General features: G+C 48.8%; 22 protein-coding genes and 1 pseudogene. 12 read left to right on the top strand and 11 right to left on the bottom strand.

Annotation, left to right across the window (positions count from 1 at the left end; genetic code table 11):
* Positions 1 to 5: 5 nt before the first annotated feature.
* Positions 6 to 1,055: a PfkB family carbohydrate kinase gene (locus NC980_RS13230; protein ID WP_190377010.1), complete on the bottom strand. Its 1,050-nt coding sequence runs from the start codon at positions 1,053 to 1,055 to the stop codon at positions 6 to 8.
* A 212-nt stretch (positions 1,056 to 1,267) separates the two neighbouring features.
* Here NC980_RS13230 and NC980_RS13225 point away from each other — a divergent pair, with 212 nt between their 5' ends.
* A complete protein-coding gene (locus tag NC980_RS13225) occupies positions 1,268 to 1,753 on the top strand; it encodes a DUF4383 domain-containing protein (RefSeq protein ID WP_190377009.1) in 486 nt (161 codons plus the stop codon).
* A 5-nt stretch (positions 1,754 to 1,758) separates the two neighbouring features.
* Here the strand turns inward: NC980_RS13225 and NC980_RS13220 are convergent, their stop codons facing one another.
* The 4 genes and pseudogenes from NC980_RS13220 to NC980_RS13205 all read right to left on the bottom strand — a co-directional run.
* Positions 1,759 to 2,667, bottom strand: coding sequence for a CoA-binding protein (locus NC980_RS13220; protein WP_190377008.1), 909 nt, complete (start codon positions 2,665 to 2,667; stop codon positions 1,759 to 1,761).
* Positions 2,668 to 3,035: 368 nt separating this feature from the next.
* A complete protein-coding gene (locus NC980_RS13215; RefSeq protein WP_190377055.1) occupies positions 3,036 to 4,223 on the bottom strand; it encodes a succinate--CoA ligase subunit beta in 1,188 nt (395 codons plus the stop codon).
* Positions 4,223 to 5,131, bottom strand: a complete 909-nt coding sequence (locus NC980_RS13210) for an SDR family oxidoreductase (protein WP_190377007.1) — start codon at positions 5,129 to 5,131, stop codon at positions 4,223 to 4,225. Before NC980_RS13210 ends, NC980_RS13215 begins: the two co-directional genes overlap by 1 nt.
* Positions 5,132 to 5,207: 76 nt before the next feature.
* A pseudogene (locus NC980_RS13205) lies at positions 5,208 to 5,341 on the bottom strand (type II toxin-antitoxin system YoeB family toxin); the annotation flags it as partial.
* A 139-nt stretch (positions 5,342 to 5,480) separates the two neighbouring features.
* Between NC980_RS13205 and NC980_RS13200 the strand changes: the two are divergent.
* From NC980_RS13200 to NC980_RS13190, 3 genes are read left to right on the top strand one after another with little or no spacing between them, the layout of a single operon-like run.
* A complete protein-coding gene (locus NC980_RS13200) occupies positions 5,481 to 6,053 on the top strand; it encodes a sigma-70 family RNA polymerase sigma factor (protein ID WP_190377054.1) in 573 nt (190 codons plus the stop codon).
* Positions 6,050 to 6,370, top strand: coding sequence for a hypothetical protein (locus NC980_RS13195; RefSeq protein ID WP_190377006.1), 321 nt, complete (start codon positions 6,050 to 6,052; stop codon positions 6,368 to 6,370). The genes NC980_RS13200 and NC980_RS13195 overlap by 4 nt, the downstream gene beginning before the upstream one ends.
* A gap of 12 nt (positions 6,371 to 6,382) precedes the next feature.
* The gene (locus tag NC980_RS13190) at positions 6,383 to 6,886 is read left to right on the top strand and encodes a Spy/CpxP family protein refolding chaperone (protein WP_190377005.1); all 504 of its coding nucleotides are present in this window, start codon (positions 6,383 to 6,385) and stop codon (positions 6,884 to 6,886) included.
* Positions 6,887 to 6,912: 26 nt separating this feature from the next.
* On the opposite strand, the gene NC980_RS13185 is transcribed toward NC980_RS13190, so the two are convergent.
* Entirely contained in the window at positions 6,913 to 7,275 is a 363-nt protein-coding gene (locus NC980_RS13185; RefSeq protein WP_190377004.1) for a single-stranded DNA-binding protein, read from the bottom strand.
* A 261-nt stretch (positions 7,276 to 7,536) separates the two neighbouring features.
* On the opposite strand from NC980_RS13185, the gene NC980_RS13180 reads away from it, so the two are divergent.
* The 5 genes from NC980_RS13180 to NC980_RS13160 all read left to right on the top strand — a co-directional run bounded on the left by NC980_RS13180 (position 7,537) and on the right by NC980_RS13160 (position 11,373).
* A complete protein-coding gene (locus tag NC980_RS13180) occupies positions 7,537 to 8,538 on the top strand; it encodes a rod shape-determining protein (RefSeq protein ID WP_190377003.1) in 1,002 nt (333 codons plus the stop codon).
* A 96-nt stretch (positions 8,539 to 8,634) separates the two neighbouring features.
* Entirely contained in the window at positions 8,635 to 9,495 is an 861-nt protein-coding gene (gene mreC, locus NC980_RS13175; RefSeq protein WP_190377002.1) for a rod shape-determining protein MreC, read from the top strand.
* Entirely contained in the window at positions 9,492 to 10,058 is a 567-nt protein-coding gene (mreD, locus tag NC980_RS13170) for a rod shape-determining protein MreD (protein ID WP_190377001.1), read from the top strand. The genes mreC and mreD overlap by 4 nt, the downstream gene beginning before the upstream one ends.
* 334 nt (positions 10,059 to 10,392) lie before the next feature.
* Complete coding sequence (locus NC980_RS13165) at positions 10,393 to 10,962, top strand: HPP family protein (RefSeq protein ID WP_190377000.1); 570 nt, start codon at positions 10,393 to 10,395, stop codon at positions 10,960 to 10,962.
* A gap of 117 nt (positions 10,963 to 11,079) precedes the next feature.
* Entirely contained in the window at positions 11,080 to 11,373 is a 294-nt protein-coding gene (locus tag NC980_RS13160; protein WP_348253933.1) for a hypothetical protein, read from the top strand.
* Between the two features lie 58 nt (positions 11,374 to 11,431).
* Here the strand turns inward: NC980_RS13160 and NC980_RS13155 are convergent, their stop codons facing one another.
* The 4 genes from NC980_RS13155 to NC980_RS13140 all read right to left on the bottom strand — a co-directional run bounded on the left by NC980_RS13155 (position 11,432) and on the right by NC980_RS13140 (position 16,243).
* Complete coding sequence (locus NC980_RS13155) at positions 11,432 to 12,613, bottom strand: MlaD family protein (protein ID WP_190376998.1); 1,182 nt, start codon at positions 12,611 to 12,613, stop codon at positions 11,432 to 11,434.
* Positions 12,614 to 12,618: 5 nt separating this feature from the next.
* Complete coding sequence (locus tag NC980_RS13150; protein ID WP_190376997.1) at positions 12,619 to 13,401, bottom strand: ATP-binding cassette domain-containing protein; 783 nt, start codon at positions 13,399 to 13,401, stop codon at positions 12,619 to 12,621.
* Positions 13,402 to 13,566: 165 nt separating this feature from the next.
* Positions 13,567 to 14,637, bottom strand: a complete 1,071-nt coding sequence (locus tag NC980_RS13145) for a hypothetical protein (protein WP_190376996.1) — start codon at positions 14,635 to 14,637, stop codon at positions 13,567 to 13,569.
* A gap of 556 nt (positions 14,638 to 15,193) precedes the next feature.
* Positions 15,194 to 16,243 (bottom strand): glucokinase, encoded by a 1,050-nt coding sequence (locus tag NC980_RS13140; protein ID WP_190376995.1) that lies wholly within the window; start codon positions 16,241 to 16,243, stop codon positions 15,194 to 15,196.
* Positions 16,244 to 16,349: 106 nt separating this feature from the next.
* On the opposite strand from NC980_RS13140, the gene pdxH reads away from it, so the two are divergent.
* From pdxH to NC980_RS13125, 3 genes are all read left to right on the top strand, one after another.
* Positions 16,350 to 16,994: a pyridoxamine 5'-phosphate oxidase gene (pdxH, locus tag NC980_RS13135; RefSeq protein WP_190376994.1), complete on the top strand. Its 645-nt coding sequence runs from the start codon at positions 16,350 to 16,352 to the stop codon at positions 16,992 to 16,994.
* A gap of 45 nt (positions 16,995 to 17,039) precedes the next feature.
* The gene (locus tag NC980_RS13130) at positions 17,040 to 17,627 is read left to right on the top strand and encodes a Uma2 family endonuclease (RefSeq protein ID WP_190376993.1); all 588 of its coding nucleotides are present in this window, start codon (positions 17,040 to 17,042) and stop codon (positions 17,625 to 17,627) included.
* A 62-nt stretch (positions 17,628 to 17,689) separates the two neighbouring features.
* On the top strand, positions 17,690 to 18,079 hold the full coding sequence (locus tag NC980_RS13125; RefSeq protein WP_190376992.1) for a hypothetical protein: 390 nt from the start codon (positions 17,690 to 17,692) through the stop codon (positions 18,077 to 18,079).
* Between the two features lie 13 nt (positions 18,080 to 18,092).
* Here NC980_RS13125 and NC980_RS13120 read toward each other — a convergent pair whose 3' ends face one another.
* Entirely contained in the window at positions 18,093 to 20,078 is a 1,986-nt protein-coding gene (locus NC980_RS13120; RefSeq protein WP_190376991.1) for an AarF/ABC1/UbiB kinase family protein, read from the bottom strand.
* Positions 20,079 to 20,461: the final 383 nt, after the last annotated feature.

Raw genomic sequence — 20,461 nt, 5'->3', positions numbered from 1 at the left:
GAGATTTAGTAATTGTTGAATGCTACGACTTCAAGCTCCGATCTCTCAATCAGCGTTTCTAATGCCGTTTTCATCTCCGTTGTCGTTGTCGTTGTCGTTCCGAATCGTCTCACCACAATACTTGCTGCTAAATTGCCTAACACCACTGCTTCCCAGACCGTTGCGCCTGCAATTAATCCGAGTGTTAACGCAGCGACCACCGTATCTCCGGCTCCAGTCACATCAAAAACCTTTGTGCGATTGAAAGCGGGAATATGCTGTTCGTTGCCGGAACGATCGAACAATGTCATCCCTTGTTCACCACGGGTGATCAGAATGTATTGCGCGTGCGTTAATCGTAGTAAATCTCGCCCTGCTCTAGACAGCGATGCAGCATCACTGATCGCATATCCAACGGCTAACTCTGCTTCGGGTAAGTTAGGCGTAAAAATCATTGCATCCTGATAACGCGGAATCTGCTTTTGCGAATCAATGATCGTTCTTGAATGCTCTAATGCTGCTTCGATCACCGGTTGCGTTAGCGTCCCATCGCCGTAATCAGAGCAGACGATCGCATCAACGTGATCAATCTGATCGCGAATATAAGCGGCTAACTGCTGCTGAAGTTCAAGCGCGGGTAACGCATTCGATTTACGATCAATTCTCACAATCTGCTGAGTGACCGATTGGCGCGAGTGTCCTGTAATTCGAGTTTTGGTTACAGTGGGTCGATCGACCTCCCAAACAACCCCTTCTATATCGACTCCTGCTGCTTCTAACAGTTGTGCTAGTGCTTGCCCTTGAATGTCTTTTCCGAGGAGTCCCACTGCTTTAACTGTCGCTCCCAATCGGGCAAAATTATAGATTGCATTCGCGCCGCCGCCCGGAATTTGCTGCGTTTCTTCGTGGCGCAGAATCAGCACCGGAGCTTCCCGTGATACTCGTTCGACTTCCCCATTGAGAAATTCATCCAGCGTCAAATCTCCGACCACTAATACAGTCGCTTCAGAAAATCGATCGATTAATTCAAATAGCCGATCTCGATGCGATCGCAGTAACTCAATCCCGTCATTCATAGCCCAGCAAACCTTCAATTTGCGCTCTATTATGTCGGAAATGAAAAAATTCAGAATGCTGCTTGAGACAGATGAAAGCAGTTTTTTCGTATTCAGCAGGTTTTGTGAAAGTAATAGTCTTTCGGCAGATTTCTTTCATGTAGAACATAGTTCAATGAAAACTATAAGCAACATTTTTGCTTACGACTACTCATCGAACCCACAACACTATCATGCAAGACAAATTTAAAATCTCCTTCAAAAGCCTAGCAGACCTAGAAAAGGTAGTTGCCCTCATTCTTGGCATTACTTTTCTAACGATCGGAATCGCTGGATTTCTTCCTCAATTCATGGCACTACCTGGAAGTGCCCCTGTAACGGGTGATGTCTATATTCCTCGCCTGTCTTCTTCGGATGGTTACGGTCACTTATTTGGATTGTTCCCGACCAACTATGTGCATAATGCAGTGCATATCGTTGTTGGTTTGTTGGGACTTGCCGCAGCAACTAGCTTCAGCGGTTCGCTTGTCTATAACCAAGGTTTTGCAATCGCTTACACCGCGATCGTGCTGTTCGGCTTGATTCCTGCAACTAATACCACCTTTGGTCTGATGCCAATCTACGGTAACAACGTTTGGTTTAACGCTCTAACGGCTGTACTCGCGGCTTATGCGGGATTTGTAAAACCCGCGGAACTGGCAAAAGCAACCGAGGCATAATTTCGCTAGATTACTTCTCGCACAGGCGTTTTCAAAATTCGTTTCATGATTTCAGGAATCTCAGAAGGGCGTTCAGCCACTGGGATTCCTGCACGTTTAAAGGCTGCAACCTTGCTTTCTGCGGTTCCCAAATCAGGCCCAACATTCGCAGCCTGTAAATCAATAATTGCGCCCGCGTGTCCCATGCGGCGATTTCGGGGAGCGCTACGACCAGCTACATACGCAATCACAGGTTTGTCGATCGCTTCTGCAATATATCGGGCTGCGGTTTCTTCAAAGTCCCCGCCAATTTCCCCAACCAGCACAATCACATCAGTCTGATCATCTTCGTCCAAGATCTGAAGCCACTGCGGAAACGTGGAACCAGCGATCTGATCACCTCCTAAGCTCACTGCGATCGATTGTCCATACCCCGCCTGTGTCAGCGTCCAAGCCACTTCATACGTGAGCGTTCCATTGCGGCTCACAAGCCCGATCTCACCCGGTCGGTAAAACTCTGGCGGATGAATCCCTAGCAGCACTTGTCCCGGTACAATCACACCCGGACTATTTGGACCCACAATCAAGGTTTCAGTTGCCTCAGCTTTGCGGATCAGATGTACCATATCAAGTGGGGGGATTCCGTGACTGACGAGAACAATCTGACGGATGCCAACCGAGATTGCTTCGAGCGCTGCATCCAACGCGGCATAAGGTGGCGAAAAAATTACTGTTGTATCTGCCCCACCGACCTTTGGTAATGCCTGTTCGAGCATATCGAACACTGGAATCCCTGCAAGCGTCTGCCCACCATGACCCGGACTCACACCTGCGACAATTTGTGTGCCATACTGCTGCATGAGTGGTGCATAGAGTTTTCCCAATGGCTCTAGGATGCCCTGCACAATGACTTTGCTAGCTGGCGTAAAATTCATAAGAAGGTAGGTAAGCAAGGGATAAATAAATCATTCCGAGGGATGACGTTGGTTACTGTTCAAAGTGAGCCTTTTGCTAGGAATATAAACGGTCAGTTTCGACGAATGCAACCTGCCCAAATTGTTGAAACGAGCGGGTACGTATTCGTCTTTTGTAAGACTTACCGAACAGTGAGCAAATTGAATTTGAATCTATCTTTTTGCCGAGTGCTAGAACAGGCAAACTTTGGCTATTTCTCAAATTATAGAAGGCGCAGCGAGATTGGAAATCCTTAGATTTGCCAAAATCAACAAATGCAACTTAATTTTGTCTAGAAAAATCAGTAGAATTACCTGATTATATTTTGGCTAAGAATAGATAAGAGCGCTTAACTCTCTCGTTTTTTCGCAAGAGCAATTAACTGCGCGATCGCACTATCCAAATCATCGATCAGAATGGCTGGAGTGACCGAGAGTTGCTCTTTTGCTTCGGTTAGGTTCGTACCCAATAGCCGCACAACCAACTTTGGTGATGGAGCGCCCCGACTGATTCTAAGATCTTCTTTGTTACTAAGGGCTCTTGTCGGCGCAGGCGGACGCAGAAAGCGAACGATCGCGGTTGCAACTTGGTCGCTCTTGACCGTTCCGCTCACCATGTTGATTAATATCGCTTTAACTTGCTTATTTCTTGATAGCAACGATAAACCTTGCTCTAGTCGATCGCACAGCGTTTCGGGTTGCCAGTTGTGGTGCGTGTCACTGCCGATATTGACATAGTGCAGTAATTTTCCGCCTGCTTGAGCGATCATATCCATCGTTGTCATTGTCAAAGCGGCTCCGTTGCACAAAATCGCAATCTGTCCCTCTGGATCGATCGTCGTTAACGACTCTGGTAAGCGATCGATGCCAAACTTGCGAGGACGGGGATCGAGAGCAGCTAACGCAGGATGACGACCCAAAGCGGCATCATTGACGGTGATTTTCCCGTCGAGTGCCATTAGCTCACCTGTCGCACTTACGCCGAGTGGATTAATTTCAACTAAATCTAAGTCTTTGTCGATGAACAGGCGATACAGTCGCTCAACAATCTCACTGAAAGCGTTAATGAGGTTCCCTTGTAGTCCCATTTTCAGCGCTAAGCGTCGCGCATAAAACGAGGAGAATTCTTGATCAATGATGACGTGCTGCATTTCGTCGATCGCCGTTTGCACATCGATTCCCCCTTTTGTCGATCCCAGAATCACAGGTCGTCGAATTGATTGATTGAGAACAACGGCGAGATAAAGCTCCTGCTGCGCCTCATACTTTGCTTCTGCCAACAAGACTTTGGGATATTCCCCCATAATTGGCAGATTAAAAATTGAATACGCCGCTGCGATCGCGTCGATCGTATTCGACACAAACCGCACCCCCCCAACCCGTCCACGCTCACCCACATAGACTTGAGATTTGAGCGCGATCGGATACGGGATTTTCAGCGCTTTGAGATCGGTCGGACGCTCGATACATTGCGAAGGCAGCACCGGAATGCCGACTTCGCGGAACAAATCTTTGGCTTGATATTCGAGGAGATCCATTACAGGGAGGGCTGACGGTGACGAGTTTTCCATTCCTTGGCAACGCGATCGATGCCGTAGAATCTTTGCCAAAAGCGATCGACGATCCATGTGGGAAGTGCCTTTGTCATCATAAATATAGTCAAGCCGCCCGCAGTGGCTGCGATGTATCGAGAGCGGGGAGATTTGGCAACGATCGCCTTCGCGATCACAGTCGCGACCCGCTCTGAACTCCAAGCCTGACGTTTTGTAATTTTATCTAAGTTTTTCAGTTGCTCAAATGCGGCTCGATAGGGTGTATTTTTCCCATCGGGGATAGTGCTATGAACTTCACGCTCGACCACATCAAAAAATTCTGTGCTGACCGGTCCCGGTTCGATCACGCTGACTCGAATGTTAAACGGCTCTAATTCTCGCCGCAGACTGTCACTCAGCGATTCCAGCGCAAACTTAGAAGCACTATACAATCCACCAAACGGAAACGCAATCCGACCTCCGAGCGAACTGACATTAATAATTTTGCCGCCGCCGTGATCGCGCATCACCGGAATTAAGGCTTGAATCAGTCCGATCGCCCCGATCACATTTACCTGAAACTGTCGCTGAACGGATTCGATCGGAATCAACTCAACAGGCCCCATCTGTCCGTAACCCGCATTATTCACCAGTACATCTACGCGCCCAAACTTGTCGATCGCCGTTTGTGCCAGCGCCTTGACCTGATCCGGTTGTCCCATGTCCGTTGCGACAACGAGAACTTCAACTCCAGACTGACGAATACGATCGGCGATTTTTTCTAATTTATCGATGCTCCGAGCCGCCAGAATCAATCGGACGTTGGGCAAGCGATCGGCTAACGTTTGCGCGAGTGCGGCTCCGATTCCCGCCGATGCACCCGTAATTAAAACGACTTGAGACGACGCAGACATAAGCAAAAGGAGTGATTTCTTCTCATCGATCCTATGCTATCTGAATCAATCCGAGCAGCAGAGTTATTAGAACTTCTCAATCGGCGTAGTAATATCGGCAAGAAATTACGGTTAAAGGCTCGTCATCTACTGCATAAATACTGCATAAACTAAGTGATGGGTCTCATCAATACGCCGCGACCAAAATCCTGCCAAAACTATTTCTTGTACAAGATTACTCATTTCAATTTGAGTCAGCAATGGTTAATTGAACCTTTCTAAACCCGTTGCCGTCTAAACAGTATCTTGAATAGATGGCACTCGGTCAGTGACTACGGCAGAAATTTCTTGGATAGGTTCTATATTCCCGGTGCAAGCAGACGATTCTCCCTCAAATTTTGCCGATCAGGGCGATCGCGAACTGATCAAAGACAGCATTGCGGGAAATACTCAAAGCTTTCGCCGCCTCTACAGACGCTATCAAAATCGCGTCCGGGCATTGCTCTACCAACTGTGCGACCCTCACGCGATCGATGATTTGGTTCAAGAAGTATTCTTGCGGGTTTGGAAAGGCTTACCCAAGTTTCGCCAAAATTCCCAGTTCTCCACTTGGCTGTATCGAATTGTCTGGAATGTGGCATCCGATTACCGCCAAGCGGCAGCAAAAAGCCGATCGCGCCTCGAAGTCCTGACCCAACACGCCCCCACCCAGCAAGATGCCCCCGATCTGATGCAGATGCACTACGAAGATATTGTCATGCGCGGCTTGAAGGAATTGAGCTTCGACCATCGCACGATTCTAGTGCTGCATGACTTGGAAGGAATGCCGCAAAAAGAAGTCGCTGATATTTTAGAAATTCCGGTTGGTACAGTGAAATCAAGGTTATTTCATGCACGTGGGGCAATGCGCCAATTTCTCGATCGTCAAGGAGTCCAACTATGAAGCCATTTTCCCAAGATGACGAGGATCTCGCTCAGTTTCTTCGGCAGCATCGATCTTCACCGCCTGCTGCAGCACCGGATTTAGAAGATCGAATTATTCAATCTTTGCCAAAGCGTCGCGTTTCTCGTCCGCTCATCTTATTTACTGCGGGAATTGCAGCAAGTTTTATTGGTGTGATGATTGCTCAACCTGTTCGATCGCCTTCACCCGATGCTGCAACCCTGGAAGCCTTTATGGAAAGTAGCTGGTCAACGGTTTTAGACGGAACTAGCGATACCAATTCTGATTACCTTGCGCTGGTCGATTCTACTAATTAGGAGTTCAGTACTATGTTGCGTCGTGTTGCCCTGATTGCAACTTCATCAGTTTTAGTATTAGTTGGAAGTGCAGCAGTATTACGGGCGGTAGATTTCCGACAAGATCGTCTCACCGAAACGATTGCCCAAGTTCCCGATCGTTCAATGCGCGATCGTCCCGGTAGAGGCGACGGAGGATTGATGCGTGAACTGAATCTTTCAGCCGATCAAATGACCAAGATTCAGCAGATCCGATCGCGCTATCGGGATGAGTTAAGTAACGATCGAAACGCTGCTCGCCAAGCACAGCAAGAACTCCGCGCTCTGATGGCGGGAACTGCAACCGATGCTCAGATCCAAGAAAAATATCGTCAAGTCAAAGATCTGAGAGCCAAGGTCGCAGATGCTCAGTTCAACAGCATGTTAGAGATCCGAAATGTGCTGAGTATAGAGCAGCGGCAGAAATTTGCGGAGCGCATGGACAAACGTAGAGGAGAACTGCGAGACCGATTACCGGGACGATCTCCAGGGATTTAGCGGGGAAGACTCCCCGCCCAGAGATTCTAGAAATCTTCTTCGTAAGCGGAAGTATCTCCACCTTCGTTGTCGCGCTTTGAGCCGAGAAGCTGCAAACGATCAACCAAAACCACAGGACTCGATCGGGCGGCTCCCGTGTTTTTGTCTGTCCAGGTATCCAGCTTCAGCGATCCTTTAACTCCAATCAAGCTGCCTTTGCGAACATAATTTGCTGCCACATCCGCTTGCTTGCCCCAAAGCTCCAAATTAAACCAATCGGGCTGGTCACTATTTTTTGTTTGTCGATTCACCGCCAGCGTCAAGCGACATTTAACGCTGCCCGACTCAAAATACTTGACATCAGGTTCCCCGCCAACCCGTCCAACCAGCGTCACGACATTTAAGCTCATAGTTCACCTGTACTCTATTTACCGATCGCCTCTATGTTAATCGATTTTGCTGCCTAAACGAAGACTTGATCGCTTTTGGTGAATTTCATCTCACGGCTAGGTAATTCTTCGGAAATGCCCCTAGACTCAGGGTGGAAACTATAATAAGATCCACTATCGACTGACATCATTGCGTAGCATTGCAATCTTCAGCATACTCATTACACTTTAAGAGGCAGGAATCTAGTGGGTCTTTTCAGTCGCTTCTCCCTCTCGCGGGACATGGGTATCGATCTCGGTACCGCTAACACCCTAGTCTACGTATCTGGCAAAGGCATTGTTTTATCTGAACCGTCCGTTGTCGCGATCGACCAAACCGATAAAGTTCCACTAGCCGTAGGTGAAGATGCCAAACGCATGCTGGGTCGCACACCCGGAAACGTAGTCGCTCTGCGCCCCCTCCGTGACGGTGTAATTGCTGACTTTGATACGGCTGAGCTGATGCTGAAGCACTTCATTCAGCGCGTCCACGAAGGCAAAGCGCTCGTTTCGCCCCGCATTGTGATCGGTATTCCCAGTGGAGTCACTGGAGTCGAGCGTCGTGCGGTCATGGAAGCAGCCTCACAAGCCGGAGCGCGTGAAGTGTATTTGATCGATGAACCTGTTGCTGCCGCGATCGGGGCGGGATTACCCGTAGCAGAACCGACCGGAAACATGATCATCGATATCGGTGGAGGCACGACTGAAGTTGCGGTTCTGAGTTTGCAAGGAACAGTCTTGAGCGAGTCGGTACGAGTCGCAGGGGATGAATTGAGCGATGCGATCGTTCAGTACATGAAAAAGGTTCACAACCTGGTGATCGGGGAACGCACCGCCGAAGAAATCAAAATTCAAATTGGTTCTGCCTACCCGAGTGCTGCTGATGAAGAAGTGATGGAAGTCCGGGGCTTGCACTTGCTGTCTGGGCTGCCGCGAACCGTGACGATTAAAGGACCTGAAATTCGCGAGAGTATGTCAGAGCCGCTTTCGGTGATTGTCGATGCCGTCAAGCGCACGCTAGAGCGAACCCCCCCGGAACTTGCCGCAGACATTATCGATCGAGGAATCATGCTGGCAGGGGGTGGCGCATTGCTCAAAGGACTAGATACCCTAATCAGTCACGAAACCGGAATTGTGGTTCACGTTGCCGCCGATCCGCTCAGTTGTGTTGTGCTGGGGACAGGTCGCGTGTTAGAAAACTTTAAGCAATTAGAGCGCGTCTTCAGCACTCGTCCGCCCCGCTAGTTGTCCTGATCGGGCGCATCAAAGCGTGGAAATTGTGTAAAGTCTTGCATTGGTAAGACTCAGTTTGCTATGCAGTCTATCCCTTGAGAATGCTGAATGTACGAATTGCGCCGCTGGTGGGATCGCTTTGGAGTCCCATTTACTCTTGCTACCCTGGGACTAGGAACGGCACTCTTAGTTCGGCAGACTCAAGCTGGCTTTGTGATGGAAACCTATCAATGGTTTACCCGGCCATTTCAGTCCAAGCCTGTTTTACCCGAACAATTAGCCACCGCTCAAAATAACGAACTGCGCCAGCGGTTGATTGAGCTAGAGAGCAAAAATCAGAAATTAGAAGAATTACTGGGACTGGCTCGATCGAAGCCAGTGAAAGGGATTCCGGCACCTGTGATCGGGCGTAGCGCAGACCACTGGTGGCAACAAGTGACGCTTGGACGCGGCACAAATGATGGAGTCAAAAAAGGGGCTGTTGTTCTGAGTCCAGGAGGACTTGTTGGGCGAGTGACGCAGACGACCGCGAGTACAAGCCGCGTTCTTCTGCTGAGCGATCCATCAAGTCATGTGGGTGTGGTAATTAGCCGCAGTCGATTTATGGGATACCTGCGCGGTAAAACGGGAAATCGGGCAGTGGTGGAATTTTTTGAAAAAGTCCCCGATGTTCGCAAAGACGATGTGGTTACTACTTCTTCGTTTAGCCAGTTGTTTCCAGCAGGAATTCCAGTTGGACGAGTGGAATCGGTTGATCTCACCAAAAGCCCTGCTCCTGAAGCCACGATCGAGCTAGCTGCTCCAATCAACTATTTAGAGTGGGCAATCATTTATCCACATACACCCGCCCTTGCAACTTCTCAACCTGCTCCACAACCCGCAGCATCACCCTTGCCAGAGGCAACGATTGCACCTGAGGGATCTTCCGCTTCGCCTTCTCCAACCGCCTTACCCAGCCCTACGCCATGACTCTTCGTGCGATCGCAAAATTCACGGATACCTATCCGATCGCTCGCCCACTCCTCAACGGCGCGATCACGGTGGGATCGGTCTGGTTATGTCTGCTGTTGCTCCCGCTACGATTGCCTGGAATGGAATTAGCGGGAATTAGCCCGAACTGGCTTTTAATTTGGGTTGTGGCATGGAGTGTTAAGCGCGTCGTCTGGCAAGGGGCGATGGCAGGATTAATTTTAGGGTTACTACAAGATGGAATGTCTTCATCCCATCCTACTCATGCGCTTGGATTGATTGTGGTGGGGGCGCTGACCGCAAAGCTGCAAAAGCAGCGCTATGTCCAAGAAGATTTTATTTCAGTGGCGCTGATTGTTTTCTTGATGGCAGTGGTTTCGGAGACGATCACGGCGCTACAATTTAGCGTTTCAGGCGGTCGATCGCTCTCCGACATCTGGACGTATCACCAATTTATTGCGCTGAGCTCTGCCATTCTCAGCAGCTTGTGGGCACCTGTGGTTTACTTCCCGCTGAATCGCTGGTGGGAGACAATGAGCATTGCAGAACAGAAACAGAATTAATGAGATCGTCTCCCACTGTCGCCACTGCCATAGCCAGCACTCGCACAACTCCCCAAGCCTGCAATTCGATTTAGATCAACTGCATCCACAATTTGTAATTTCATTGCCAACACTCCCGTATTCACTGCAATACTCAGACTTTAGGAGGTGTATCCTCGGCAGTGAAATCAAATTCTTGCGCGGACTGATCGAAATCCTGCTCAAATCTGTAGACGAACTCATATAGGCTTGATAAGAAAAAACTGTAGTGAAAGGCACAGTTTCTCTGTTTCGAGCATAATTGTTACGGTATTCTGACAATAGTTCAACTTTAGTTCAACTATTGAGTGCTGTTATGAGAAAGCTCTTTTCCGAAAGCCACGCTGAAACCTTGACTCGATCTCGATCAACGGTACGATCGCTGCGATATTTCTTACAGCACTTTGGAACTACCAACCAACCTCAGTTCTCTTACAGTCAAATTCTGCTCTGTTGGCTCGGAAGTTTCCTCAGTATTGCAACGCTGGCTTATCTTTCAGTACACACTCACCATCCGCTGATTGCGGCTCCCTTTGGTGCAACTGCCGTCATTCTCTCCACCCTCCCCGACAGTCCGCTTGCTCAACCCCGCAACGTGATTTTAGGAAACTGTATTGGCGCGATCGTCTGCATTCTCTCGGTTCACTACTTTGGGACGGCTCCTTGGGTGATGGCGCTATCGGTTGCTACAGCTATCAAGCTGATGCAATTAACCAAAACGATCCATCCTCCGGGCGGCGCGGTTGCCTTAGTCGGCGTGATGAATAGCGCATCTTGGGACTTTCTCTTCACTCCCGTATTAGCCGGATCGCTGATCATGGTTGGTTGTACTGCGGCGTTCAGCCATTTCGCTACAGGAAAAGGGTATCCGAAGCGCTGGTTCTAGCGATCGAGCAGAAGTATCCATTGAGGTTGAAGAATCATACCTATAGAAAATTTAGAACGCTATTAGGACTTCTGTTCGCTAGATTCTTGAAAGAAGATTAAATAATAGATGGTGATTATGACAAGCTTAGGAACGAAAACTTTGGGAGCGTTACTGATCAGTGCTTCACTGCTGACTGGGAGCGTTTTACTGACAAGCTGCGGACAACCTGAAGCTGAGAAAAAACCAGAATCGCAAGCGCCACAGGAAGCCGTGAACCAACCAGCCAATCAGCAGCAACAAAACCAGAATCAAGCCCAAGATGATGACGACAAGAATCAAGCCCAAGATGACGACGACAAGAATCAATCGCCTGGTAAAGACGATGACGACGACAAGAATCAATCGTCTGATAAAGACGACAATGATTGATCGTCTTGAACAAGTCCCCTAATTCATCGTCAACTTTCAAGACAGTTTGATCAGCGTTCTAGGGTGTTGATGAACCCGTGTCGATCGGTTTTGCTGCGGATTGAGGGGGTACAGGCTGTGCGGTTGGTGCAGCTAGAATCTGAGCAATCTCGGCTTGTTGCTGGAGCTGTTGCGTCGAAGACACCAAGCCGCTTAATCCGTTAATTAATCGCCTCAAATTATCGCGCAGCTTTGGATCGCCCGTTAGCTCATCTAAATCTGAAGTGATCTTTTGCGTATTCTCAAAGGTTGCTCTAGCAGAATCTAAAGTCTGTTGCAGCATAGTCACCGTTGTCGGATTGTTCAGCGTGGCTGAAACATCCCGGAGATTTGCGGAAGTTTGAGCCGCATTTGCTGACAGTGTTTCTAAGTTGCGGAGCAAATTGCTCCCCTCAACTTGATTTAGCAACGGACTGAACCGCGCTACACTGCCGCGGAGTTCAGTGCTTGTCGCACTCAAGTTATCCAACGTCGAAACCAAGGTCGATCGATTCGCTGTAATGAGCTCATTGATTTGCGCGATCGTTAACGTGGCTTGATCTGCCGTATTTGCGATCGATCGTGCCGTAGATGAAAAAGTTCTCACTTCAGTTCGTGCCGTTCTCACCAATCCGGTGACTTCGCGGCTGAGTCGGGCAATCTCAGAGGCTGCCTCGCTGCTATTTTTCGTCAGGGTATTGATATTGCCAGTAAATTGAGGATTGCTATAGGTATCTGCAAAGCGAATCGTCGCCCGAATCAACTCATCGGTGCTAATCCCAATTACGCCTCTGATGCGGGAATTTTGGCAGAGAATTAGTTCGCGATCGCAGTTACGATCGCGAGGCCCCGCCGAAACCGCTGTCTCAGGAATCGCTCGACGTGGCGTAATATCTAGCACCGTTTCACCGAGTAAGCCTGTTTGATTCACGCTCAGGTCTGAATCTTTCGGAATCGCGAGATCCGACCGTGTAATCTCTAGCCTTACCTCGACCCCATTCGGCCCTGGAACGATATTTTCAATTCTGCCCACGTTCACGCCACGGTAGCGCACCGCAGACCCCGTCTGCACCCCATTAATTGCGGCAAAATCCGCATAGACCGTGAAACTTTGATTCGCAGGATTCAGCCCCTTAATCCATAGCACCAAGCCGCCAAACAGACCCACGCCTGCTAAAATCATCAACCCGACTGAACCTTCTCGAACCGTTCGCGATCGCATAACTCCTACCTTAATACCTGAATCGGCCCATCCACACTGCCACTCAAAAACTGCCGAATTAACGGCTCGTCTGTCGTATCGAGTTCATGTACCTTGCCTTCCCACTGCACCTGCCCCTGATGGAGAAATAATACGCGATCGGCAGTCCGTCGGATTGTACTCTCTTGGTGTGTCACCATCACATAACTTTGACAGCCCCGCTGCGGATCTTGCAGCACTCGCACCAGATCCTCAATCACCGTCGAAGCGATCGGATCAAGGCCCGCTGTTGGTTCATCATAAAGTAGCACAGCAGGCGTATCTTCAGGATTCTCAGGGTTCACCATGATCGCTCGCGCAAAGCTCACCCGTTTTCTCATGCCGCCGGATAACTCTGCTGGATAGCGCTGCCCGATTCCCGACAGTCCCACCATCTCTAAGCGCTCCTCCACCAGTTGCCGAATCTGGCGACGAGACAGCCGGGAATGCTGATACAGGAGAAACCCGACATTTTCTTCAACGGTGAGTGAATCAAATAGCGCCGCTTGCTGAAACACCATGCTGATGAGTAAGGGGTCGGGAGCATCCTCGATTAATCCTTTGCGCCGTTTGCCGCCGACGTGAATTTCTCCCTGATCGGGAGCCAGCAGTCCTGCAATAATCCGCAACACTGTTGATTTTCCCGTCCCCGATGGGCCGATCACCGCCAGTGCTTCTCCCGGATAGATCGTCAGATTCACTCGATCGAGGACTTTGTTTTCCCCAAACGTTTTGCTGACTTCTCTAAGTTCAATTAACGGCTCAGCCATGCGCCTCTATCCTCGATCTGTGAATGCCAGATTGCAGCATACGCAAGGCTGTCAACAGGCGACTAGACTATCACACCAATACCAAATTAGCGATTCTTTGACGAGTTGGGCTAGGACAGATACAAGAATTTGCTAAGTATTCCAGCTAAGTATTACAAGCATCCTCTAACAAGACTTAAACATGAGTTTCCAGGCGATTTTCTCCACGATCGTATTCACACCTTCATGATGGAGTTCGATCGGTTGCTTTTTCAATCGTCGCAGTTCGGTCATGGCTTTGCGCGTGACCGCATGGCTTGTATCATCGGTGAGCAATAAGACCACATCGGCTGTCTGAATCTGCTGCACCGCTTGATCCACAATCAGCAATCCATCTTCCACGGTAGACCAGACAAAATAAACCTTGGGCAATTTCTCCTTTACATAGGTTCGCGTCGTTGTGTGTCCGCCAAACACGACTACTTTTCCCCGTAGATGGGTGTAGGATTCTTTTTCCTCAGTTTCACTGTCGGATTCACTGTCAGACGGCGCAGGCTTCGATCGTTTTTCGCTAATTGGTCTTGGTTCAGATTGCGATTGCGACCAAAGCTTACGGGCATGAGCATCCATGATTTTAAGCCTCTGGATCGCAGTCCCTTGAATCGTAATCGGCTTCTCGCTGAGTGCTTGAACTCGGTTATACAAAAACTCTACGACTTCATCTAAGCGATTGACTCCTTTTAAATCTTCGCGGTAGTGATAGACATCCATGGCTAAGTACGACGCATCATAATAATTCGTCTGTTCGCGAATGCGATCGAGCAGTTGTTCTGCGGTTTCATGCCGCTCCTGCGTTAATCTTTCGGCTTGATGCTTACTCATCTGCGCTTCGTATTCGCGCTGCGCCTGTTCTTCTCGTCGCTCTTCGATGATTTGTTTGATCAGGTCAATGTCAGCCGTGCTTTCCCCATTGTCCGCTAAAGACTGACGCGCTTCGATTAAGCGGCGAGATAGCTCCGGTAAGTCATGCTGTATCTGCGTGCGATAGTGCCGGATAGCAGTAGATAGTTGTTCGTAAGTTGCTTGCGCTTGAGTATCACTTTCGAGGATGCCTTTTTGGTCAAAGCCCTGCTTGAGTTCTTCTAGGCGAACACAGTATTGTTCTAATCGCTGTTGAATGTCTTGACGAACTTCCATTAAGCGGAGCGTTTCTTGTGAAATACATTCGAGATCGTCGATCGAGAGAAAAGATTGCATCGGGAATTCCTCTTTACTTTATAAGTCAATCTGTGAAAATTTTTGACATAGGTAATCTATGCCACTCCGTCTAGGATCTAGAACAGGTCTGAAATAGAAGCATTTTTATTCAGTCTGCCCATTGTACTGTTTGTTCGATAGATCGCGACCGAGTGAATATTCAGCATCCGTATCACTGAGTCGATGGCTAGCGAAGTCCCAAACATTAAACGCTGCCCCGAAATAATTCCTGTAGTTCATGAGATGGTGAACTACCACATCTTTAGCTATACGTACACAGGGAAGTTGACTAATGTTTTTACTGAAAGCGCGATCGATTGGGGCGAATTTGTTTGTGATTGAACCCGTGATGTAGCGATCGGGTGTTGAACTGGCTCAATTGAAGAACAATTTGATGCTTAGTATCAAGGAGCCAGAGGTCTCTTGTTCCCTCTCCCTAGGGAGAGGGTTAGGGTTAGGGCTGAAACGCGATGCGTTCACAAATCGACTAGGCTTGCTCTATCGTGTTTCTACACAAAATTAGCCTCTGCACAATCAAGATGATCACACAAGATGATCACAAGCGAGATGCACAGAGCGCGGCTCCAATCAGTCCAACTTGTGGATTCAACACAACCTGAACAGGAATCCGTTCCATCAACGATCGCATTCTGCCCTTTAGCGCAAACGATCGTAAAAAGCTGCCTTCTTCCATCAATGGCAAAATCTTTGCTGCAATTCCACCTGCAATGTACAATCCGCCATACGAAAGCAGTTTCAGCGACAGATTTCCTGCTTCTGCACCGTAGGCTTCAATGAAGATCTGCATCGTTTTTTCTGAAAGCCGATCGCGCTTCTCCAGTGCCGCTTGCGAGATTGCGGCTGCCGGATCAACCGTTTTCTCACTCTTGCCGATTTCCGATTCCCAGACCTGCATCAGCTTTGCAATTTCAGGAGATTCGGCTGCGAAGTGGCGATCGCGCAGAAACTGATAAATTGACACAATGCCCTGTCCAGAAACGATACGCTCGGCGGACACTCGCTCGATATCAAGCTTCTCTAATAGATAGTGCGATAGTTGAAACTCTAGTTCGGTGCGTGCAGAGAAATCTGTATGCCCACCTTCTGAACCAAAGACTTGATACTCTTTGCCGTTGTGAATCAGATATCCCTGCCCTAATCCTGTGCCTGCACCAATCAGCGCGATCGGCGCACTCGGTTCGCGCTTGCCAACTTGTAGTGTTTGCAAATCCGATTCATCTAGCGCTAAAAGCCCATAACCAACCGCCGCAAAATCATTGATTAGCGAAATCTGTGGGATGGATAGCTGTTCCGATAAACGATCGGCTTCCAGTGTCCAGCCAACATTAGTAACCTTGCTTGTGTTGTCTACCACAGGCCCTGCGATGCCAAAACAGGCTTTTTGCGGCTGAAACGTCTGTCCGGTTTCTTCTTGCGCTTGCTTGAGAAACGTCTGCACCATTGGTACGAGATCTGGGAATTCACGGCTGGAATAGCGTTTCTCAAATCGGTTGTTTCGGGCGGTTTCTATATGATCTGCTTCCGCTTCCACCAGACGTAGAATCGTTTTCGTTCCCCCAATATCGCCAGCAAGTAACAGCGTCATTCGTTGTCGTCCTCCGATCGTGCAAGTCTTCAGTAATCTACTCTGTGTCTTTAATACAATGCAATTAGGACAAAGAATGCAATTAGGACAAAGATAGATAAAAACGATGGCTACTTCCTCGATCGCAGACCTCAGAAAAGACTACACCAGAGAAACGCTCAACGAAACAGATGTTGATTCAAATCCTTTCGAGCAGTTTCGTCGCTGGTTTGATCAAGCGGTGAAGGCAGAACTACCCGAACCCAACGCGATGACCGTAGCGACCGCATCGCAAGACGGCATTCCCGATGCCCGAATTGTCTTGCTTAAAGCGGTGGACGATCGGGGCTTTACCTTTTTCACGAACTACAACAGCACCAAGGGCAAAGAGCTAGAAACCAATCCTCAAGCCGCACTGGTGTTTCTGTGGACAGAGTTAGAGCGCCAAGTGCGAATTGTGGGCGCGGTCGAGAAGGTTTCACCGGAAGAATCGGATGGATATTTTTCTAGTCGTCCACACAATAGCCGCTTGGGAGCTTGGGCATCCGAGCAAAGCGAGGTGATTCCGAACCGTGAGGTGTTAGAGCAAAAGTTAGCGGCATTGAAGCTTGAATACGAGAATCAAGAAGTGCCGCGCCCGCCGCACTGGGGAGGATTTCGAGTGATTCCGCGTGAGATTGAGTTTTGGCAAGGGCGATCGAGTCGCTTGCACGATCGACTACGCTATCAGCTTCACGATGGGCAATGGGTCATCGATCGTCTGTCCCCTTAGGCAATAATGAAGGAGCGTATTCAAGCCAGCAGTGGGAGTTAAAAGATGGAACTGTCGCTTCCCCTCAAGTTGAATCTGGATCATGTTCATCTCAGTGATGAGCAGTTTTATCAACTCTGCATTCGTAATCCTGAGTTGAACATTGAACGGAACACGGAAGGAGTGTTAATCGTTATGCCCCCGGTTGGCGGAGATAGTGGCAAGAGAGAGGCTAACTATATCATCGATTTAGGAATCTGGAATCGCCAAACAAATCTTGGAGAAGTATTCAGTTCCTCAACATTGTTTAGGCTCCCTGGTGGGGGCGAGCGCTCGCCCGATGCAGCATGGGTTGAACGATCACGCTGGCTGGCACTCACCCCAGAACAACGCCAAAAGTTTCCGCCGATCGCGCCTGATTTTGTGATTGAACTGCGCTCTCGAACCGATAGTCTGAGCGATTTGCAAGAAAAGATGCAGGAATATCTCGATAGCGGTGTTCGGCTGGGTTGGCTGTTTAATCCACAGGATCAGCAGGTCGAAATTTATCGACAAGGTCAGGATAAAGAGGTCAAATCCCTGCCGACACAATTATCTGGAGAAACAGTTTTACCTGGATTTGAGTTGCAGGCTGATTTATTCACCGATGAGTGAGTGATTGATTTTTACGCGAGGCATTCGTTATCTTTGAGGACAACGTTTGTCCTTTTGCAAAGATGTCGATCGATTTACTTGTCTTTAGGATCACGGTTGATCCAAGCGCGATAGCAGGCGCTTGTCTCTGGGCATTGGCGCTCTATTTGGGGTTCTCGCCTGCAAGCGATTGGGTGATGGAGCAACTGAATCGCTGGTTTAACTATGCGGAGCGATCGCTCTATTCATCGATCGAAGAGTTTGAGCGCACCCGATCGGCGCGAGAAGCTCAGAATGCGTTTTATGCTTCGATTCTGAGTATTTTCCCGTTTTTGGGCATCGGGGCGCTGTGCAATTTTGGGGTGGAGATTGGTTTGGGAAGAAGTTGGGCAATTAGCGTTGGAGTGCTTGCCTGTATGGGCTGCGGTGTTTATGAACTGGGTCGCCGGGATGGGCAGAAATCCGAACGCTAATTGCTTTTTCAGGTTATCGAACTACGGTTAAAGCCGAGGTGGGCTGCACTGGACGACTTACCTCTTCTTTGAGTAACACTTCTCGAATCAATCGCGCTGCGAGTCGCTGAGACAGATCGCTGATGATTTGCTGCCCCATCTTCTGAGTTTCAGGTTTCGCTAATAAACGCGGGATTAATGCAATCATTTTCGTCTGATTGAAGCCGCGTGTTTCTCTCAGAATATTCCACACCCGCTTGAGATGGTCTAAAGTAGCTTGGTTTTCAGGCGGTAAAGGCGATCGTTCGACCGCTAAACCCACTCGTTCGCGAAAACCATAAGACAGGGTTTTCCAAGCGGTTTGGCTCAGTGAATCTAATGCTTTCGCAATTTCATCGACTAAGTTTGCGCGAATAAATTCACCCCGATCGCTAAATAGATAATCAGCTGCCTGATCGAGCGCTTGATCTAAGTTGTAGTCTGAATTGTCTCGCGCATTCTTCAGCAAGTTCTCTAACCGATTCCAGCGAAAACTTCCATCTTTGAACAAGAGATCGCGCAGCGATGCCCGCAGTTCTGGAGCCGGATCAGTTAAGAGCCGCTTTGATACATAAGGATAGGCTTTGCTGAGAACTTTGAAACTCGGATCGACATTAATCGCAATTCCTTCAAGCGTGACCAGAGATCGGATAATTAACGCGAAAAATGCAGGCACTTGAAAAGGATATTCATACATCAGCGCCGATAATTTATCGGTGATGCTTTTGATGTTGATTTCGGCAACAGAAGCACCTAATGCTTCGTTGAATACTTCCGCGAATGCCGGAATGATCGGAGTCAGATCCATCGTGGGCGATAGAAATCCCAGATTGACATAATCTTGAGCTAAGCCCTCAAAATCCCGGTTTACCAGGTGGACGATCGCTTCAATCAGTCCATATCGCTGATAAGGTTCAACCTGGCTCATCATGCCGAAATCGAGATACGCTAAGCGTCCATCGGGCATTGCCAGTAAGTTCCCAGGATGTGGATCGGCGTGAAAGAATCCATGCTCTAGAAGCTGTCGGAGCGAACATTGCACCCCAACATCAATCAGGTGAGTTGCATCAATGCCCTGAGCGCGGATCGCTTCGAGTTGCGTCAACTTGTTTCCGGTAATCCATTCCATTGTCAGAACTCGCCGTCCCGTATATTCCCAGTAGATCTTAGGAACGTAGATCTCTGGCAGGTGTCCGTAGAGTTCTTGGAATCGCTCGGCGTTATGTCCCTCATGGGTGTAGTCCATTTCTTCAAAGATGCGAGTCGCTAATTCATCAGCGATCGCAATCAAGTTACTCCGGATTTGCTTGATGTTTTTCATCGCCCACCCTGCCAAACGCCGCAGAATGAACATATCCAGAGCAATGCTTCGCGCCAGTCCCGGACGCTGAACTTTGACCGCAACGGTTTCGCCTGTTTTCAGCTTGCCTTTGTAGACCTGACCTAAAGAGGCAGCGGCGATCGGCATCGGACTCAATTCTTCGTAGATCTGATCCGGGGTTTTGCCTAACTCTTCGCGAATAAATTGGAATGCAACTTCGTTTGGAAATGGAGGAAGCTGATCTTGAAGTTTGGTTAATTCTTCCAGATAAGTCGGCGGCACTAAATCCGGTCGCGTAGACAGTGCCTGCCCAATTTTGATAAATGCAGGACCTAAATTCGTCAACATCTCGCGCAGATGTATCGCCTGTTTGGGCTGACTTTCAATCGTTCTTCCGGTAATGCGATCCCACCACAGCCGCGCTGCAAAGAAGAGAAACGGTAGAAAAATTCCCAGCGTGCGCTGCCAAACTTTGAGCGATCGCGTCCGATAATAGGCTGCAATCAAATCAGGGTCATAGCGCAGCGTTGTCATATCGGCTTGATTCGGAACCAATGCTAACTCCGATGTGATCATGCCGTTCTCGGTGCGAATAAAGGGAAGAGTGTCCGTAGGTTGAGGCGCTTCAGCAGCAATAGAGGAAGGAGAGGTTACATTCATCGATCGACACCGGAGGCAAGAATTATAAAGTATTGTAACAACAAGCTCTTAAGGATTGACTGTCTTTAGTTAATCATTTTGCGGAAGCTTTGAGAGTGCCCACGATTGTTAGATTACCGAATGCCCGACATCAGGAAATCCTCACCGAGTACGAGAAGTCGCGCCAAAATCTTCGTCTGCCTCCCTCTTGACGCAGAGATAGAACGAATTTACTCTATCAAAAATCAAATTTTTCTTGTTATTTGCATTCTCCTCGTTCATCTTCAACAGAAATAATTACTTTGAATAAATAGAAATAGAGAACGTTCGACCCTGGTTCGACTCTGGGCGGTCACTTCATGGAGCGAAGCGATTGCTTCAAGTTCTCGTTTGAGCTAATCCAG

It is taken from the genome of Leptolyngbya sp. AS-A5, from assembly GCF_039962495.1.
Classification (GTDB): Bacteria; Cyanobacteriota; Cyanobacteriia; order Leptolyngbyales; family Leptolyngbyaceae; genus Leptolyngbya.
The sequence above is the reverse complement of the archived record's forward strand: the minus strand, read 5'-3'. Positions and strand labels throughout refer to the sequence as shown.

Bases quoted from the DNA above. Each gene is read 5' to 3' on its own strand.
- NC980_RS13230 (WP_190377010.1), bottom strand. From the start codon at position 1,055: ATGAATGACGGGATTGAGTTACTGCGATCGCATCGAGATCGGCTATTT.
- NC980_RS13225 (WP_190377009.1), top strand. From the start codon at position 1,268: ATGCAAGACAAATTTAAAATCTCCTTCAAAAGCCTAGCAGACCTAGAA.
- NC980_RS13220 (WP_190377008.1), bottom strand. From the start codon at position 2,667: ATGAATTTTACGCCAGCTAGCAAAGTCATTGTGCAGGGCATCCTAGAG.
- NC980_RS13215 (WP_190377055.1), bottom strand. From the start codon at position 4,223: ATGGATCTCCTCGAATATCAAGCCAAAGATTTGTTCCGCGAAGTCGGC.
- NC980_RS13210 (WP_190377007.1), bottom strand. From the start codon at position 5,131: ATGTCTGCGTCGTCTCAAGTCGTTTTAATTACGGGTGCATCGGCGGGA.
- NC980_RS13195 (WP_190377006.1), top strand. From the start codon at position 6,050: ATGAAGCCATTTTCCCAAGATGACGAGGATCTCGCTCAGTTTCTTCGG.
- NC980_RS13190 (WP_190377005.1), top strand. From the start codon at position 6,383: ATGTTGCGTCGTGTTGCCCTGATTGCAACTTCATCAGTTTTAGTATTA.
- NC980_RS13185 (WP_190377004.1), bottom strand. From the start codon at position 7,275: ATGAGCTTAAATGTCGTGACGCTGGTTGGACGGGTTGGCGGGGAACCT.
- NC980_RS13180 (WP_190377003.1), top strand. From the start codon at position 7,537: ATGGGTATCGATCTCGGTACCGCTAACACCCTAGTCTACGTATCTGGC.
- mreC (WP_190377002.1), top strand. From the start codon at position 8,635: ATGTACGAATTGCGCCGCTGGTGGGATCGCTTTGGAGTCCCATTTACT.
- mreD (WP_190377001.1), top strand. From the start codon at position 9,492: ATGACTCTTCGTGCGATCGCAAAATTCACGGATACCTATCCGATCGCT.
- NC980_RS13165 (WP_190377000.1), top strand. From the start codon at position 10,393: ATGAGAAAGCTCTTTTCCGAAAGCCACGCTGAAACCTTGACTCGATCT.
- NC980_RS13160 (WP_348253933.1), top strand. From the start codon at position 11,080: ATGACAAGCTTAGGAACGAAAACTTTGGGAGCGTTACTGATCAGTGCT.
- NC980_RS13155 (WP_190376998.1), bottom strand. From the start codon at position 12,613: ATGCGATCGCGAACGGTTCGAGAAGGTTCAGTCGGGTTGATGATTTTA.
- NC980_RS13150 (WP_190376997.1), bottom strand. From the start codon at position 13,401: ATGGCTGAGCCGTTAATTGAACTTAGAGAAGTCAGCAAAACGTTTGGG.
- NC980_RS13145 (WP_190376996.1), bottom strand. From the start codon at position 14,637: ATGCAATCTTTTCTCTCGATCGACGATCTCGAATGTATTTCACAAGAA.
- NC980_RS13140 (WP_190376995.1), bottom strand. From the start codon at position 16,243: ATGACGCTGTTACTTGCTGGCGATATTGGGGGAACGAAAACGATTCTA.
- pdxH (WP_190376994.1), top strand. From the start codon at position 16,350: ATGGCTACTTCCTCGATCGCAGACCTCAGAAAAGACTACACCAGAGAA.
- NC980_RS13130 (WP_190376993.1), top strand. From the start codon at position 17,040: ATGGAACTGTCGCTTCCCCTCAAGTTGAATCTGGATCATGTTCATCTC.
- NC980_RS13125 (WP_190376992.1), top strand. From the start codon at position 17,690: ATGTCGATCGATTTACTTGTCTTTAGGATCACGGTTGATCCAAGCGCG.
- NC980_RS13120 (WP_190376991.1), bottom strand. From the start codon at position 20,078: ATGAATGTAACCTCTCCTTCCTCTATTGCTGCTGAAGCGCCTCAACCT.